The following is a 16299-nucleotide window of genomic DNA, read 5'->3' on the forward strand; positions in this document are numbered from 1 at the left end:
CAAGACCTCGCGGCAATAGGGGAGTTCCTTGAGCCGATCGTGCTGAAAGAACGCATGATCCTGCAGGAGCCGAAAAGGCATCTTGATTACGTATATTTTATCGAGTCGGGCCTCGTCTCGTTGAGAATTGTCGCGGCGGAAAGCATCCTTGAATCGGCGGTGATAGGACATTGGGGTGCGGTCGGCGCTTCGCTCTTAGTCGTGGGGCATCTTTCGACTCACCAATCTGTTGTGCTCTTTCCCGGAAATGCGCACAGGATCGGTGTCGAGAATTTGCATCGCATGACGAAGGAGCGTCCTGAAATCCGAGAACATCTTTTTCGCTACGTTCAAGGGCTGACCTTGCATTGCGCTCAGACGGGATTGTGTGGGGTTCGGCACGATCGCGAACAGCGGCTCGCAAGCTGGCTCTGTTTAGCGAGTGATGCTCTGGGCGCGCATGTGATTCCAGTCACCCATGACTACCCTTCGTTCGCGTTGGGGTTACGCCGCGCAGGTGTAACCGAGACGTTAATCCGATTTGAAGAACAAAGGTTGATTCGCAAGATGCGTGGCGTCTTGCAGATCCATGAACGCAAGGGCCTCGAGCAAAAGGCATGTGGTTGTTGCAATCTTCTTTCAGGGACTTACGCCCTTGTCTGAGTTCCTCAGCAAGAGAGCGGGCGGTTAGCAAAATCGTCCAGAGGTTCAAACACACACACCGAGATGCGTGTCCACGTGCTCCAGAAGTGCTAATCGAGGGAGCGGAGGCTGGAAGCGAACGGCGACGGGAAGCACGTGAGAAACTGCGTTTCAGGATGCCGTGACCGCACCGTTAAGGCAGCGGTGTGGACCGGCTTGGAGAAGGAAGAGCGCTTCTAGGGAAACTCGTGGCGTTGTCGTTCCAGGTAACAGCATGACGGTGACCTTCATGTTGGGTAAAGGCTTCCTCTCGGAACAGATCGCCCGCGCGAAACGCTTCGAAGGTCTTATTACCTTTGGTTGCACGGCCGACGGAATTAACTCTGTCTTTAGGAAGCCGGGCCGAACTGTCTTGCGGCTATTGTGAACACAGAAGAACGGGTTGCTTATGCTCAGGGACGGAACTTATGCCGTTTGGTTTAAAACGCCACGAGGCCAAGGCACCGGCATCGCGCATGTCGCGGACGGTAGAATCTGGGGGCGCGATAGCATCATGATCTATAGTGGCACCTGCGAGGTTGATGGGGACCGGTTCACGGCGATCGTGACGATCAAACGGCACAGCGAAAGGCATGCATCCGTCTTTGGCGCCGATAACCTCACGCTGAAGCTTGAGGGAACCTGCCCCGGCAAGATAGGCAAGTATGTCGGGACGGCGGAGCGTGTGCCGGGAGTGGTTCTCGAAGGGACGCTCATCCTCAGCGAAGAGCGGCCGACCAAATGTTGAGCCTTCCAAACTTCCCAAGCTGCCGATGCCGTCGCGCTGAATGATCGGGAACGATCGCGCCACCGCCGAACCACTAAACTGGCCGAAGGCAAATGCGAGAAGATCAGCTAAAAGATCTGGATTGGCGCGGGAGCCAGCCGCAATGAGAAGCTCTATGCGTCAGCTACAACAGCTTCCTGTAGTAGCTCGGATTGATACAGTGGAAGTTCTGAATACGTTCGTGCGAATGCTGCTCACCGCTTCTGTCGATGGCAGAGCGATTGGAAGTGATTAGCAGGGGCGCGCCAGCGATTTAGGACCGCGTTGGCCGCCCACTTCCATGAGGACTCACAGTCCTATATCTCTCGGCCGCGACCGGCTCCGGCTCGAAGGTTAGGGCAGGGGACATGATCACCATTATACTTGCCAACTACAAAGAGCGTCCGATGACGACGCGCGGATTTTTACAGTAGCGGCGATCGTTGCGATTGGAGGTTGGGTCTTGTGGCCCAAGCCCGCCGCCTTCGCCCGAAAAGAAATCGACAAGATCAAGGAAGACATCCTAGCAAGCGTGAAAGTCTCAAGGCGATTGAGGTTCAATTGATCCGAGAGGACGACCGAAAGCTGGCTGGCTTTGTAAAGTTGGAGGTCGAGGCCTTGGCGGAACTGAAAAGCCTCGGCGGTTTCTTCGAGGGCCCCATAACGAAGGAATGCATGGCCTCGATGGACGAGAACTGGCATGTTGCCGAGCATGACTTTTACTAATGGCGCCGACGACATCATGCCCGATTAACGTTCTCCGGTTCGCTTGCTGACCAATAGCAAACGACGCGCTTTTCTCGCACGAGCAGTGAGCCGGCGGCACCGCAGCGGCCATGATGCACCACCGAATACCCTGGACTTTTCCCGATGATGGCGGACGATTACGGGGCCACCGGAAGGGACTCGTTGGTGAAGGCACTCACGCAAAAAAAACAGGAGGATCAGTCCGCCGCTAAGGGCGGCCAACCAGATAAGCGCAACCACGAATGGGACGTCGTGAAGGGTCATGCTCATGCCTAGCGAAAAGCCGCCGATCGTAGATCCGCGGCCCCCAAGATTACAATCGACTACAAAGTATGAATTCGCCTCCCTGGGTTTTCGAGATTGCGCCGCACGATCTTCACTGCCTTCACATATGTTAAAATGATCGTGGCAATGGCCTTGCACGTCAGCCGCGTTGCTCCCATGACTGAGGAGCTGGAGATGAAGGTTGGAATTCGTTCACACGCGCTATAAGGATTATGCGTTTTGGTCTCAGGACTCCATGGCGACTTTCAAGCGGGCTTTCTCTAGACGATGCCTGAGTGCAGTGAGCCTATTAGCGAACTCACTCAGTTCGTGAAGACCGAAATCACCAAAAACAAATTTATCGACGAGTTCCTGTTGTGCAGCGACGCTAGCGAGATGCTTGCAAGTCTTGTCCGTCAGTGACATCTGGACGACCCGGGCATCGCTTGTGGAGGTCCGACGCCGCAGGAAGCCCTTCTTCTCCAGCAGCTTTGATTGGGTCGTGACGAATGAAGGGTCGACGTGCATAAGTTTCGATACCACGTTGACCGGAACACCGTTTTCTCTATCCAGCTCCGTCAAGGCCATCAAGATCATCCACTGTGGTCCGGTAATTCCAAGTACATCGGCACGGAATTGGCGAAGTTCCTCCAGACATAAATTGATCGATCTTATTTCCCACATGAATCGCCGGACCACCTCCTGACTTTCAGCAGAGCCACTGTCGGCCGCTCTTGCTAGACTGGGCATGTCCTGAGTCATCATATGTCAGCAGTTCATTCTTTGGTTCGTTTCCCCTAGCGCAGATTGAGAATACGGACAATGCCGTCCGCGCGAACCCCCGGCGCGCTCAGATCGTTCGGGCACTCGGCGAACTGCCGGATCACCTTGGCGTCACTGCAATCGAAAACCGGAGGCTGGGTTGCCGCGAGCAAAAGTAGAAAATGCGGTGTGGTGAAATCAGTCGAAAAAAGCGCTGGATCGCAGAATTTATTCGCCGGCGCCGGACGCATTGCATTAATCAGTATCGATATCTCGTTACTATCCAGGGCCAAGCGTAACCCTGTTTCACGAGCCCGACTGTTTTGGGTGTCGGCAAATACAATCGCGCGGTCAAACCTATCTCAATTGACGAAACGGATAGGAGTGGGACAGGCTAGGTATTTCTACCGCGGCACGCCTCAGATGCGATCGCAGGGCGCATTTCCAGCCCCAGCGTCATGTCGGCGGAGGAAGCCGTGAACTGGGCGCGCTTTTCAATGGAGCGTATCGACAACCTATGCCGCTGGAGAGGCCACGAGAGGAATTCCCCGACGCATACTGAACGCTGACGACTTCGCCACGTTTCATTTTGGCGCCAGCGGGGAAGCTGGCCGCGCGCCCAAACGCGGAGGAGCACGCTGCGCGGCCACCGTAGCGGCTCAGCACGAAGTACTCTGCCTGACCGCTTTGCGGTTCAACCGACGGCGAACGATCAATTCGCTGGCCGTCCCTTGCTGGCTCTCTTACACTTTACATATATGAACGCCGCGCTTTTGCTGAATGCAGAAAAAAAGCCCGCGCGAACTTCACACGGCCAAATCAGGGAGGAAACGCCCCATGCGCACTGAACCAGAGCTCCAAGAATGAATGGTCGCATAACCATTGTCTTGCGTCGCTTGGCGGAGAATCTCGCTCATGTTTCGCATCTTTCGCGCGAAAATGACCAACTGATCGCAGCTATCCCTCGAAAGCGTCGTACGACCTAGCAGTTTGCGTTACATCGGTCGCAAATTGATGTCCGAGTAGAACAGCAATGCAAAGCGGTGACCCAAACAAGCGCGCCAGGGTGCCACGCCGATTTCAGCGCCCAGGCAACCTCAGCGCTCAAAGTGGGCCATGCGTTGTGCGCAGTAGTCGGGCACTGAAGGCTGACCAATGAACTACAACGGCTTCCCGTAGTCTCCCGGATTGATAGACCGGAATCTCTGAATACGTTGGCGCGAATGCTGCTCACCGCTTCTGTCTGTGCCAGGGCGATTGGAAGTGATTAGCAGGGGCCGCCAACGATTTAAGAAACGCGTTGACGGCCCACTTACCATCAGGACTCCCATCCTATATCTCGGCCGCGACCGATTCCGATCAAGGTTAAGGCAGGGGACATGATGACCATTATATTTACAAACTACAGCAAGAGCGTCCGATGACAAAGGGCGGATTTTTCACAGTGGCGGCAACCGTCTCTGTTCGAGGTTGGGTCTTGTGGCCCAAGCCCTCGTCCAGAAGGACGTCGACAAGATCAAGGAAGCATCCGGACTGAGTTTAGCAAGCGTAACGGTCTCAAGGTGATCGACGTTCAACTGATACGAGAGAACGATCGAAGCTGGTCGGCTTTGTGAAGCCGAAGATCGAGACCTTGGCAGAATTGAAAAGCCTCGGCCGCCTCTTCGAGGGCACGATGATAAAGGAATGCACGGCCTCGATGGACGAGAACTGGCAGACTCTTTGGTCCTGCCGATAAGTGCCTGAAATATCTCCAGCGCAACGCCAGGAGAGCGATGACTGAGACCAGGTACACGCCAGATGGCAGGCCGATGATCCGGCAAGAAGTGATCGACGAAAAGACCGGAAGAGTGAAGCGCGTCATTTGGCATCCGCCGGCCGACGATCGGCGCAGCTTGAACCCGGAAACCAAAGATCGCGCCAGCAAAATGAGGCTGTCATCAGCATTGTCGGGCATCAGATCGCTGAAAAGAGATCGCGTTCTGTCGCGATCGCCGCGCTGACCGCTCCTGATTTCCCCTCGGCTTTTTCTGATAATGGCGGACGATTACAGCGTCGCCGGAAGGGACTGGCTGGTCCGGCACTCACGCAAAAGCGGGAAGATCAGTCCGCCGCTAAGGGCGGCAGCCAGACTAACGAAACCAGGAATGGGACGTTGTGACGGGTCATGCTCATCAGCCTAGCGAAAGGCCGCTTATCGTAGATCCAGCGGCCCTCCAGGTTACAATCGATTACAAAGTATGAGTTCGCTCTGGTTTTTCGAGGTTACGGCGTTTGCCGACGCCGAGAAGGCCTGTGAAGCCATCTTGGCGCACCTGACCAGATAGCTTTCGGGATTCGGGATCTGGTTTAGCCCTTGCCCGCCCATCCGCGTCGGGTTGGAGAGCCCGCGGCAGAGAAGCCAGAGCGTTCATCAGGCTGGGGTCGAGTTTCGACGAGCCGATCCGGTTGCCGGGCGGCAGGGAAACTGGTCTACCTGCGCGACGCTGCAACTACATCCCCAGTTTCGCCAGGATGAAGCCGAACTGCCGGAATGGCACGCGGTTATTGAAGCGCTGATCCTAATTTGCGCGCTGGGCGAGCTCACGATATTCGCACGGATCAGCATCATGGCATTGAACCGCAACGATATTCGCGATTACAACCGGAGAGCAAAAGCGCAAGCTTTGAATTGAGGATAGTCAAATGAGAACAGTTTGGATTTATGTCGACACTAGCAAGCAGGTCGGCGACACAGATCATCTTAGGGTGTTTGCGACGCTCGAGGTCGCTGATGCTTGGCTAGAAGAGTACGATCGGGAAGGCGTCGCGTTTGAATACCCGGTGATCATCGGCGAGGTTCGTACACCGAGGCCCTAATCTCCGGACAGCGTTGAGTCTTGGAATAATCGGCCGGCTGAATGTGTGATCTCCATTCGATCACCAGCCAAGAAACCATTCGCGCGCTGTTCCGCGTGATCAACCGCTATGTGGGCTACCTAGCGGCGATGCCAGGTGTGTTCCTGAACTATCGGCTCCGGTAATCCGGAATGCCGACGGTGAGCGCGAAATTGCGGTAGTGCCGCCACGGCCGCGCACTGGCGGTCAGCCTGCGCCTTCAACGACGTCGATGAGACTGCAATCCGCCGCGGCCAGACCGAAGAAGGATCGAAAATCTTCAGCTCCTGGGGCGTCGCCAACAATCGCCGCCGAAGCAACGAACGGACGACCTGTCCTTTCCAGCAGCGCGGCGACCAGTCCGTTCCGCTCCCGGCGACGATGAGCATCAACGGCTCACTCACCCGTCGGGCTATCTGCAAGAGCGTCGCCGAATCGAGACAGCTCATCTCGGCGACGCCGTAGGGATGGGAGTGCCAGTCACCGAGATAGTCCAAATCGCCGCCACTTGCTTCGAACGCGTGGTTGATCTCCGCCACCTGCCACTTGTGATCCGGCAGGAAACAATGGCGACCGTGAAGGGCGAGGGGGCCGGGGCCGCGCAGATCGACGATGATACGATCCTCGCCTGAACGCCAACCGAGAAGGATCCCTCCGTTCTCCAGGGGCGACAAATCCCGCGCGCATTCGGCCATCGAGTGCATCACGCGCGAGGATAGCCACACGATCATCAGCTGGCTCCGCAGCATCTTGGGTGAGGTGGGCAGGAGTGTGCCTCCCAACGCGGCAGGGTCCTCGATCCGTCTTCGTTCTTGAGCGTCAGCACGGCAACGGCCCAACTGCCAGGATGGCAGTTTCCCTCCGAGAGCAATCCGACCACCGTACGGACGATTTCGAGCGAGATCTCCTGTAGGTCGAAGCCGCCGCCGGTGAATGTCGGGGCGTTGCAGCCGAGCGGAATAACCATGCCGACGTTGTCGACGCGTGGCTCGGGTATGCGCTTGTCCTTCCAGTGCTCGTTGAGGCAGACGAAGCAGCCTTCGGCGTCCGGCAGAAAACGCGCGACCAAGCCACCTGCAACCCCATATGTCGCGTGACCGACCACGTAGGGGACACCGAACCGCTTGCAGTAGTGCGACAGGGCAAGCTGCACTTCTTCCGATGCGGAAGCGTCGACCACCACGTCCGCGCCGCGCAGCGCGTCGAAGACTGGCGCCAGCGCGTTGCCGGAGCCAGGTGCGATCGCGGCGGCATTGATGGTTGGCTGGCCGAGACGTCCGGGAATGAAGCACGCTTTCGTCCATGGATAGTTGTCGGCGATGAACTTCACGAGAGCCGAGGCCTTGCCTCTTCCCCAGGCTGAGCGACCCAGCTGCCAGCGCAGGCTGTTGCCCGGTTGGACCATGTCGAAGTCAAGAAAGGTGAGTTCTCCGACGCCGGCGCGCGCCAATTCTAGGCCGGAGAAGCTTCCGATCGCGCCGGCCCCGACGACGACGGCCTTCTTTGTCAGAAGCGATTTGGCGATGGGCAGCCGTGAAAAGACGTCGTCCTTTCCGGCGCGCTCGCCGAGCACCAATCGCGGCGCACCGGCTGTCGTTCCGTCCGCAAGTGCAGGCCGAGTGACCAGGAACAGCCATCCCGCGCCGTTCTTCTGAGGGCCGTACTTGACCTCCTCCGGAAACACGATGCCGGTGATAGAGAGAGGACCACGCGCCGCCTCGTTGACTTTGCGCACGCTGGCGGGCTGCATCACGGCCTGGCGTGCAAGTTCTGCTTCGGCAAGCCGAAGCAACTCGCGCGCATCTGTTGTCGCTGGCGGAGTGAACTTGACCCACCGACCGGTGACCACCTGAGCGTCTTGTGGCTCCGTCGGAAATCCGAACCATTTTCCGATGGCTGCGCCGCTGCTGGTCTTCAGTTGCCGCAGCACGCCTTCAAAGGCGGCCTGGTTTGTGCTGCTGAAGCGACCCGAGCAGACTACCTCCAGCAGCCCATGCGGCGCCGGCGGCAACGGAGCGTGACCGTCGAATAGGATGACTGAGTCCTCTTCAGAGGCTCCCGCGAAGTACGGCATTAACGGATCGGCGGCCTGCTCCTCGAGCTTGGCTGCATCGTCCCAGCGACTCTCCCTTCTTGCGTTCAGGGCGCGCAGGAGATGGTTCAATCGTTCCTGGACGAAGGCGGCGACGAGCTGGTTGGAGTCCCACTGTCCCGATTCCTGCGTCAGCAGGCACAGCTCGCGGCTGAGGGGGTTTTGATGCCGCTCGAAGCTCTCGTTCGGCGCAGCCACCGCGGGGCGGAAAAAGGGATGCAGCGGAGAATACCCGATGCGCAACAGCATGGGTACGGACTGTCCATCCACCGGCCAGTCCGCTTCCAGGATCAGGATCCCGCTTCCCTTGTGAATAGTTCGGGGCGCAATACCGAGCCGTGCGAACTCCGCCAGCTCGGCATCAAGAACCTCCGGCCAAATTGTCCACCAATCCTCGTCGGCACGGGGCTCGCTGTGCTTAGACAAGCTTAGCCCACAGGACGATGGACGGGCGGCGAACTCGGGCGCGGCGGGCCTTTGCCCGGTGTCTCGCTGGGCGGGCCAGGCGGCACGTCAGGATGCTCCGGGTGCTCCGGACGGGGCGGTTTAGCCATTCGTTAAATCCGTCTCATCTTACAGTTACCTTGGCGCATGGCGCCGAATAGAGAACCTATGCCCCCACTAGGGCCATTTTATTAGGGACACGTTTTCCCAGTGGCCGCAGAAAAGAAAACTTCGATCGTCAGGGCTTTCTTATATCGGATTGAGATGCGTCAGGAACCCTTTTCGTTCACCTCGGCATAGCCGCCCTTGTCGTCCCATTTATAAACGACATAGTCGATCTGCGTGATGTCGCCCTTGGCATCATATTCCAGCTTGCCGATCGCAGTCTCCCAGGAGCCCGCTTTGATCGTATCTATCACCTTCTTCGGATCCGTGGTGCCGGCCTTGGCCACAGCCTGCGCCCACACCTGTACCGCAGCGTAGGTGTAGAGCGTGTAGCCTTCGGGGTCGATGTTCTTGGCCCTGAACTTTTCGACGATTGCAGCCGCCGTCGGCTTCTTGCGTGGGTCGGGTCCGAAGGTGAAGAGCGTGCCTGCGCCGGCGGCGCCGGTGATCGAGGCATATTCCTTGTCGGCCAACGCGTCACCCGACATTAGCACGGTCTTCAGGCCCTGGTCGCGCATCTGGCGCAGGATCAGGCCGGCTTCCTGATGGTAGNGAAGACGAGATCGATATTGTCGTGCTTCAGGCGCGACACGATCGAGTTAAAGTCCTTGTCGCCCTTGTTGTACGACTCGAACATCTTCTCGGTGACGCCGGCCTTGTTGAGCGCCTTCTTAGTTTCGTCGGCGAGGCCCTTGCCGTAGGTGGTCTTGTCGTTGAGCATAGCGACGTTCTTGCCCTTGTAGTTCTTGACGATGTAGTCGGCGGCGACCAGGCCCTGCTGGTCGTCACGGCCGCAGATGCGCGCCACGTTCCACAGCTTGCGCTCGGTGAACAGCGGGTTGGTCGAGGCAGGCGTAATCTGCAGCACGTTGCCGTCGGCATAGGCTTCGGAGGCCGGGATCGACGACGACGAGCAGAAGTGACCGGCGACGAAGGGGATCTTGGCACTGGCGAACTTTTCCGCCATCGAGCGCGCCTGCTTGGGATCGCAGGCATCGTCGCCGATCTGCAGCGCCAGCTTCTTGCCGATCACGCCGCCGGCGGCGTTGATGTCGGCCACCGCCTGTTCGGCGCCGTTCTTNCCGGCCGAATGCGGATTCGCCGCCGGTTATCGGTCCCGCGACAGCGATGGTGATGTCCTCCGCGAATGTCGCTGTGGAGAACGCGAGGGATGTACCAAGTGCCAAGCCGAAGAGCCAGAGTGATTTCATGGAGTGGTCCTCACAAAATGAACGAAGGCGAGCAGGCTCGAGCAGAGCAGCACGAGCCCCGTCGCGTCAGTGCCACGAAGCCTTTGGAGACAAGGTCATGATCGTGCATGAAACACCGTCGATTGCGTCGCAGAAGAGAGGAGCAGTCCCGCCTTGGCTCGATGAGAAAACAACCGCCTCTGCCGAAAAGCACGAGCTTCTAGTCGGGGAGGTGCCTGCAGAAAGCTCGTCGCCCAAAGCAGAATGTTAGGTATCTGCCGGCGTCGGGCCAGCAGGGCAAGGAATCGGAGCGGCATACGCAAAGGGAAGTGCGTCCGAGCAAGCGATCGTAACTTGTAATGCGCTCGCCCCGTCTCACCCTCGTAGAGCACTATCGATCTCATACCGCCGCGCAATGTCAACGCGTGAAGTTGCCAACATGAACATTAGCCGAATCAGATGGGTATGAAAGCAATAGGTCTGTCCGCAACGTACAGAACGCGCCTTTAATTGTGATACTTCACTCTCGTCCAAAGCGTATCAGCTGCGTTATCTGCTTGCTCCGGCGGGCATCGGCCCGCTCCGTACAAAGTTTCCACGCCGATAACAACGAAATCTGGAATGAGATTCTGCTAGGTTTAACAAATAGCCGGTAAGGTCCCGAGCCTTAACGTTGGAAGGGTGCCAATGTGAAAATGCTAGTTCGCTTTTTACGCGATGAGTCTCGAGCTATCGCCATAGAATATGGGCTGATAGCGGTGGGTATCTCACCTATGGCAGCCGTGAATAGGCTAGGACCTAAACTCAGTACGAAGTTCGCTTCGATCAACAGCTCTCTGACCGGTGGCGCCGCCGGCTCGCTCGCGCCGAATTAACCGATCCGTCGTAAACTGAGCCGTAAGGGGGTTCGGCCAGATTACCCGAGCGACATTCCTCGCCGGCCGGGGATGGGACGGAACGCAGCAGGGGATAGCATGAATAACAGTGCCAAGAAATTGCGGCTGCCGTCGCGGGGCGCCGCACTTTGCAACGAAGCCATTGAGGGATTTGCCGATCGAGCGGCGAAAGTCGCGATGATCGCGGAAGCGTCGCAGAAATTGGAGGAGCTATTCGACGTTCTGCGTATCGATCATGTGAACGATCATAACACCCGCGATACGCCGCGGCGGGTCGCCAAGATGCTTGTTGAGGAAGTGCTGCGCGGCCGTTACGACGGCGGCGCCGAAAATCACCGAATTCGAAAACGTCGAACGCTGTGATCGTCTGATTGTCACCGGACCGATCGACGTGCGCTCGACTTGTGCGCATCACCTCATGCCGATCCATGGACAAGCCTACATCGGCGTGCTTCCATCGCCCGAGGGCAAGATCATCGGATTGTCGAAATACGACCGCATCGTCGAGTACTTCTGCGCGCGACTGCAGATCCAGGAGGAGCTCGTCTCCCAGATCGGCAACTACATCGTCGACGCGACTGCGCCGAAGGGGCTCGCCATTCGGATTAGCGCAGTTCACATGTGCAGGACCCACCGCGGGGTCCGCGCGAGCGAGCAGAGCCGGATGATCAACAGCGCCTTCTTCGGTGAGATGCTGCACAACCAGGATCTTAAGAACGAATTCCTGCACGAGGCTCTGGCGCTGGAACGGCGAATCGGCGCATGAACGTTCGTCAAGAAAATAAATCTGGCATGGCAACCGGCCTGCTGTCTAAACCTTCCTCGCCGCCGATTGCGCCCGCCTCGGCCGGTCTGATCTACCGTTCGACCAAGACGTACGGTCACAGCGAAGGCTTGTCATGCTGCTTTCGGCAGTGGCGCGCGACGCACTCGCTTGCAGCCTGCTGCATGGTTGCGCTCTGTCCTTCGCCTTTGTCTTCGGCACACGCGAGCTCGATGATTGCAACTGGTGCTTCGATTTCGGAGACCTGAAGGAGGTCAAGGCGTGGCTGCATCACATGTTCGATCACACGACGCTGGTCGCGGCGGACGATCCACACCTTCCCGTCTTTGAGTCGTTGCAGCGGACGGGGCTGGCAGAGCTTCGCGTGCTGCCGGGAGTGGGGTGCGAAGCGATTGCAAGGCACGCCTTCGATCACATATCGGATTATGTGGCGAAGAAAACAGCGGCCAGGGTGTGGCTTGAAAGCGTGGAAGTCCGCGAACACAGCGGCAACTCCGCGATCTACTGCAATCCGGCCGGAGCCTGATGTCCACACCGATGCAACGTTCAGGACAGTCACGACATCCTCGCGTGACTGCGTGGACGGCGCTTCGCGCCGACTGAAGTCCAGAGAGGGCGCACGGCTACCGTCGCGAGCGGACGAAGGCAGTGACAAAAACGAGCGACTAACGCCGCCGCTAACGGCAATCTTGACTGCGACGACTTCGATATAATCGTCTTTGATCATGCCGAAGTGGCCTTCCGCAATTCGAATGTCGATCTGCCCTTTGGCCAGCCGAACTCCAGCCGCCCGTCCATCACAGGCGATTACTGCCCCCTTTGGAACGGCGATCGGGGAACATCAGAAAGCTTTGCAGGCCAAAACCGTAACACGCTCGCCGGGCGCAAACAGAGCGCCGGAATTGTCGAGTTCGATGACGGTCTCTACCGAAGCTTCGTATTGTTTCAATGTCGGGCCCACAGAAACCGGGGTCGCTGAAAAAAATCTGCCGTGGCAAACCTCCAAAATAGAAGTTGATACTCCTGCCGACGCCCATAAGGCTAGGCTTGCCTCGGGATGGCCGTGCCGAAACACAGCTTCGAGGCGTCGAATAATTCGAGCGACGCCCTTCAGAGATTCGCGAACGGCCGTATCAAGCGTCGGCACATCAGTGCCCGCGCGACAGGCCGGGGCAACATCCGTCTTTTCTCCGTTTACACGTCAGGTTACCGGGGCGTTTGTGAAGTGCATGCCTTCAAGAATAACTTCGAGCGGGCGAGGCTCGAAGTGACCGTGCAACGCGGCGAGGCAAAGCGCCGCCCTGATAACTTTCGCCTAGGCCGCCGTCTCCCGGTTCGCACCGAGCGCCAGTAAATCGGCGATCTGTTTGCCCGACATGGGCCGGAAGAAGTAAAAACCCTGCGCATCGGTGCAGCCGGCGACCTGCAGGCTGTCCTTCTGTTGCACTGTTTCAACTCCCTCGCCAGTTGCCTTCATGCGGAGCGTGTGCGCGAGATCGATGACCGACTGGATGATCGACATGCATCTGCATCGGTGGTCATCTCGCGGACGAACGTTTGGTCGATCTTGATCTTGTCGAACGGAAAGCGCCGCAGATAGCTGAGCGAGGAGTATCCGGTTCCAAAGTCATCGAGCGCGATCCCGACCCCGAGTTCGTGCATCCGATGCAACGTAGCCATCGTGGTGTCGTTGTCCTGCAGCAGCAGCGATTCGGTGATCTCGAGCTCTAGCCGTTCGGCTGGGAGGCCTGAAGCCGCCAGCGCCAACACCACGTTGTGCGGAAGGTTGGGATTCTTGAACTGCGCCGGCGACATGTTGACCGCGATCTTGACATCGGATCGCCAGCCTGCTGCTTCATGGCAGGCTCGACGCAGCGCCCAATCACCGATCGCAGGAATGAGTCCCGCCTCTTCGGCGATGGGGATGAATTCGGACGGCGGCACAGGACCCCGCACCGGGTGATTCCACCGAAGCAGCGCCTCACACCCGGTTATCCGGCCCGAGGTCAGATTAACCTGGGGCTGGTACAGGAGGTGAAATTCACCTTCCGCCAGCGCAACTCGCAAGTCCAATTCGATCTGCCGCCGCGTCTGCAGTTCCAGATTCATTTCCGCTTTGAAAAAGCAGAATGTCGCCCGGCCCGCCGCTTTTGCCTGATATAGGGCGAGGTCTGCGTTCTTGAGCAGCTCATCAGGAGCATGGCCGTCCGCCAGCGCGAGCGCGACGCCGATGCTCGTTCCGATGTTGATGTGGTGTCCATCGGTCTCGAATGGTTCGGCGATGGCCCGAAGTATTCGGTCGGCAAGCTGGGAGATGTCGTGATTGGATGCATCCATCGCCAGCACGGCGAATTCGTCTCCGCCGAGCCGTGCAACCAGATCGCCGGGCCGCACGGTCGCGCCCAGGCGTTCTGCCACAGATTTCAGCAGCGCATCTCCGACCGGATGGCCGAGCGTATCGTTCACGTTCTTGAAACGGTCGAGGNTCAAGCAGCATGACTGCAAACCCTCCGCCATCTTCTGCACGCTCAAGCGCTGNCGATCATGCGCTCATGAAACAACGTGCGGTTTGGCAGACCGGTCAACGCATCATGGTGCGCCATGTGCGCGATCCGCGCCTCGGCACGCCTCCGTTCCGTCAGATCCTCATATGTTGCCACCCACCTCGCTGAGCGGCTGATGTGATACGCCCACGGTGCGCCCGTCGTTCAATTCCTCGAAGTAGGTCCGGGCCCGGTTCTCACGCACCAGGATCTGTTGATTGGCATAAACCTGGTACAGGCTGGCGCCCTCGTCGCTGCTCGCGGAAAGGAATTCCGCAAGGTGACGCATCGGCGCGCCGGCCTTCAGCAGGTTCTTGTCGAAACCGAACATCGCCTGATAGCGCTGGTTGCAGATGACAAGTCGCTGCTGTGCGTCCACCAGGCAAAGCGCCTGCGACATATTGCCGAGAGCGGCCTCGAACCTTTCGTTTTGCGTGCGCAGGTCACGATCACGCCGGACAAGCGTCTCGTTCTGCCGCTCCAGCTCGGCGTTGGCGAACTGCACCTCCTGATGAGCTTCCGCCAGGTTTTCGGATGTGACCCGCAGGTCATCAGTGAGCACCTTCATCTCGTTGTGGGCTCTGTGCAGCAGGCGATTGTGCCAGGCGAGCAAGACAATCAGTGCGATGCCGCACACGATCAGCCCGGCCGCCATTACCGAGAAGGTCCAGTGTAGGCGGATCAGCTGGCGCTGATCGTCCGCGACGCGGTCGCCGCCGACGCGGTTGGCGGCGGCGGCGAGCTGGGCGAGACGGGCATCCACCGGCAGCAGGATCTGCAGCAATCTCGGAACATGCGCCGGGTTCAGATCCTCGAGGTACGGTTGGACGGCGTCAAGGGCTTGCGCGAGCGCGTCGATGGTCGCGGCGTATTCCGCATCTGCTTTCACGAACTCCTCGACCTCGCCAGTACGCAGGAGCGAAAGCCGGTTGACAATGATGTCAAAGCGCAGGCGCACCTCGTCCGCGCTGATCTTGCTGTCCGGGAGACCGAACGCGCTTACCCGTTGCTCGAGACGCGTGTACTCTGATGTCGCCTGACCAACCAACCAGGCGACATTGTAACGCGAGACCCGCTCGATCTCGCTTTGGCGCTCCATCACCAATGCGGAGATGTAAGCGGTGGCGGCAACGAACACGCCGATGATCAGCGCGAGCAAAATTTTGATTGGGCGAAGGTTCGACATGGCGGCCATCGTCGAGCGAAAACGCTGGTTTGCCGTTACTTCACGATCAGGCGGTTCACCTGCCACGCTGAGCGACTGTAGAACTTCTGGCTTCGCAGCTCGGGGTCCGTATCGTAGGGATAGACGATGAACAGCGGCCCCTTGTCGCGGATCGGCATATATTCGCCATCGCGTTTGATTGCCAGGATGGCGTTGTATTTCGCGAAGTCCTCGACGGGAATCTCGGTACTGTAGTCGTTCAGCGCCATGGCGACCACACGCTGACCAGTGGCGCCGACGTTCTTCAACAGCTTGTCGAGCGGAACGCCTTCGAACATGACGGGATGCTTGTACCAGGGCGTGCTGGTTTCGAAGCTCACCATTCCCATCGCTTCTAGGTCGGAACGGCGGAAGGTGAGGCCGGCTTTGTCGGAGGCATTGATCTTGCCGCTGATGGTCAGGATTGGGTGTTCCTGAGCTATGCCGGCCTCAGGCAAGCAGGTGAAGGCGAACGCCAGGCAGGCGGTAACAACGAACGTTAAGACTGCGACGCGGCGTGTCTGAATAGGCATGGGGAATCTCCGGAGCGGCTGGTTGGATGAAGCGATGAACTAACACTGCGCCTTGTTCGAAGTTCTAACGCTGCCGCTCGAGGGCCCGGCTGTTGCACTTGACGGTAACCACTTTGCTAACGCGAAATCGGCAAAGCCGCATAACTGCCGCTTCGGACTAACCCGCAGGGGCTGCTGCGCAGAGCCCAAAATTCAAGGCGGGTGACAGGGCGGCTTTGTACGAACCGATCCGATCTGTCGGGACAATGCGCTAGGGTGAGGAGCGAGATCATTCGTTCGTTTCGTACGGTACTTGCCGGCGCAACGCCCCCAATTTGCCATTAGAGCGGTTCCCGATCAGGTTGGCGCGTATCCGGCGGCTCCGAAGTAGTT

The 16299-nt window shown here is 58.5% G+C and carries 18 protein-coding genes and 2 pseudogenes; 8 read left to right on the forward strand and 12 right to left on the reverse strand.

Annotated features, from left to right (window positions below):
- Nucleotides 1-282: 282 nt before the first annotated feature.
- The 3 genes from CQ14_RS46935 to CQ14_RS46940 all read left to right on the forward strand — a co-directional run bounded on the left by CQ14_RS46935 (nucleotide 283) and on the right by CQ14_RS46940 (nucleotide 2152).
- Complete coding sequence (locus tag CQ14_RS46935; RefSeq protein ID WP_245320615.1) at nucleotides 283-642, forward strand: Crp/Fnr family transcriptional regulator; 360 nt, start codon at nucleotides 283-285, stop codon at nucleotides 640-642.
- Nucleotides 643-1174: 532 nt separating this feature from the next.
- Nucleotides 1175-1408 carry a hypothetical protein gene (locus tag CQ14_RS29905; protein ID WP_245320611.1) on the forward strand — a complete coding sequence of 78 codons (234 nt, stop codon included), beginning with the start codon at nucleotides 1175-1177 and terminating at the stop codon, nucleotides 1406-1408.
- Nucleotides 1409-1891: 483 nt separating this feature from the next.
- The gene (locus CQ14_RS46940; protein WP_199805644.1) at nucleotides 1892-2152 is read left to right on the forward strand and encodes a hypothetical protein; all 261 of its coding nucleotides are present in this window, start codon (nucleotides 1892-1894) and stop codon (nucleotides 2150-2152) included.
- 531 nt (nucleotides 2153-2683) lie between these two features.
- Here CQ14_RS46940 and CQ14_RS29910 read toward each other — a convergent pair.
- From CQ14_RS29910 to CQ14_RS43985, 3 genes are all read right to left on the reverse strand, one after another.
- Entirely contained in the window at nucleotides 2684-3199 is a 516-nt protein-coding gene (locus CQ14_RS29910; RefSeq protein WP_245320612.1) for a MarR family winged helix-turn-helix transcriptional regulator, read from the reverse strand.
- 35 nt (nucleotides 3200-3234) lie between these two features.
- Nucleotides 3235-3492 carry a hypothetical protein gene (locus CQ14_RS29915; protein WP_156435582.1) on the reverse strand — a complete coding sequence of 86 codons (258 nt, stop codon included), beginning with the start codon at nucleotides 3490-3492 and terminating at the stop codon, nucleotides 3235-3237.
- 1280 nt (nucleotides 3493-4772) lie between these two features.
- Nucleotides 4773-5156, reverse strand: a complete 384-nt coding sequence (locus tag CQ14_RS43985; protein ID WP_156435584.1) for a hypothetical protein — start codon at nucleotides 5154-5156, stop codon at nucleotides 4773-4775.
- Between the two features lie 421 nt (nucleotides 5157-5577).
- On the opposite strand from CQ14_RS43985, the gene CQ14_RS29925 reads away from it, so the two are divergent.
- Nucleotides 5578-5874, forward strand: coding sequence for a hypothetical protein (locus tag CQ14_RS29925; protein ID WP_057861409.1), 297 nt, complete (start codon nucleotides 5578-5580; stop codon nucleotides 5872-5874).
- A 303-nt stretch (nucleotides 5875-6177) separates the two neighbouring features.
- Here CQ14_RS29925 and CQ14_RS48370 read toward each other — a convergent pair whose 3' ends face one another.
- The 5 genes and pseudogenes from CQ14_RS48370 to CQ14_RS46965 form a co-directional block, all read right to left on the reverse strand.
- The gene (locus CQ14_RS48370) at nucleotides 6178-6807 is read right to left on the reverse strand and encodes a Mov34/MPN/PAD-1 family protein (protein ID WP_199805645.1); all 630 of its coding nucleotides are present in this window, start codon (nucleotides 6805-6807) and stop codon (nucleotides 6178-6180) included.
- Nucleotides 6807-8594, reverse strand: a complete 1788-nt coding sequence (locus CQ14_RS29935; RefSeq protein ID WP_063800447.1) for a ThiF family adenylyltransferase — start codon at nucleotides 8592-8594, stop codon at nucleotides 6807-6809. Before CQ14_RS29935 ends, CQ14_RS48370 begins: the two co-directional genes overlap by 1 nt.
- A gap of 287 nt (nucleotides 8595-8881) precedes the next feature.
- Nucleotides 8882-9329 (reverse strand): ABC transporter substrate-binding protein (locus tag CQ14_RS46955; protein WP_245320613.1); only part of this gene is annotated, 448 nt, incomplete at its 5' end.
- A 1-nt stretch (nucleotide 9330) separates the two neighbouring features.
- A pseudogene (locus CQ14_RS46960) lies at nucleotides 9331-9858 on the reverse strand (branched-chain amino acid ABC transporter substrate-binding protein); the annotation flags it as partial.
- A gap of 1 nt (nucleotide 9859) precedes the next feature.
- A pseudogene (locus CQ14_RS46965) lies at nucleotides 9860-9988 on the reverse strand (branched-chain amino acid ABC transporter substrate-binding protein); the annotation flags it as partial.
- A gap of 674 nt (nucleotides 9989-10662) precedes the next feature.
- Here CQ14_RS46965 and CQ14_RS42670 point away from each other — a divergent pair.
- The 4 genes from CQ14_RS42670 (at nucleotide 10663) to CQ14_RS48375 (ending at nucleotide 12173) form a co-directional block, all read left to right on the forward strand.
- Entirely contained in the window at nucleotides 10663-10842 is a 180-nt protein-coding gene (locus tag CQ14_RS42670; protein WP_082650099.1) for a Flp family type IVb pilin, read from the forward strand.
- 99 nt (nucleotides 10843-10941) lie between these two features.
- Nucleotides 10942-11226, forward strand: a complete 285-nt coding sequence (locus tag CQ14_RS43990) for a hypothetical protein (protein WP_057861412.1) — start codon at nucleotides 10942-10944, stop codon at nucleotides 11224-11226.
- A 28-nt stretch (nucleotides 11227-11254) separates the two neighbouring features.
- A complete protein-coding gene (locus CQ14_RS41630; RefSeq protein ID WP_430650225.1) occupies nucleotides 11255-11629 on the forward strand; it encodes a GTP cyclohydrolase I in 375 nt (124 codons plus the stop codon).
- Nucleotides 11630-11762: 133 nt separating this feature from the next.
- Nucleotides 11763-12173 carry a 6-pyruvoyl trahydropterin synthase family protein gene (locus CQ14_RS48375; RefSeq protein ID WP_430650226.1) on the forward strand — a complete coding sequence of 137 codons (411 nt, stop codon included), beginning with the start codon at nucleotides 11763-11765 and terminating at the stop codon, nucleotides 12171-12173.
- Nucleotides 12174-12962: 789 nt separating this feature from the next.
- Here the strand turns inward: CQ14_RS48375 and CQ14_RS47695 are convergent.
- From CQ14_RS47695 to CQ14_RS29975, 4 genes are all read right to left on the reverse strand, one after another.
- A complete protein-coding gene (locus CQ14_RS47695; protein WP_057861414.1) occupies nucleotides 12963-13169 on the reverse strand; it encodes an EAL domain-containing protein in 207 nt (68 codons plus the stop codon).
- On the reverse strand, nucleotides 13121-14132 hold a 1012-nt coding region (locus tag CQ14_RS48380), incomplete at its 5' end, for a putative bifunctional diguanylate cyclase/phosphodiesterase (protein ID WP_430650227.1). The genes CQ14_RS47695 and CQ14_RS48380, both read right to left, overlap by 49 nt.
- A gap of 161 nt (nucleotides 14133-14293) precedes the next feature.
- Nucleotides 14294-15376 carry a PAS-domain containing protein gene (locus CQ14_RS29970; protein WP_199805648.1) on the reverse strand — a complete coding sequence of 361 codons (1083 nt, stop codon included), beginning with the start codon at nucleotides 15374-15376 and terminating at the stop codon, nucleotides 14294-14296.
- Nucleotides 15377-15411: 35 nt separating this feature from the next.
- A complete protein-coding gene (locus CQ14_RS29975; protein ID WP_057861417.1) occupies nucleotides 15412-15927 on the reverse strand; it encodes a putative pterin-binding protein in 516 nt (171 codons plus the stop codon).
- Between the last annotated feature and the right edge of the window lie 372 nt (nucleotides 15928-16299).

Source organism: Bradyrhizobium lablabi (genome assembly GCF_001440475.1).
Classification (GTDB): Bacteria; Pseudomonadota; Alphaproteobacteria; order Rhizobiales; family Xanthobacteraceae; genus Bradyrhizobium; species Bradyrhizobium lablabi.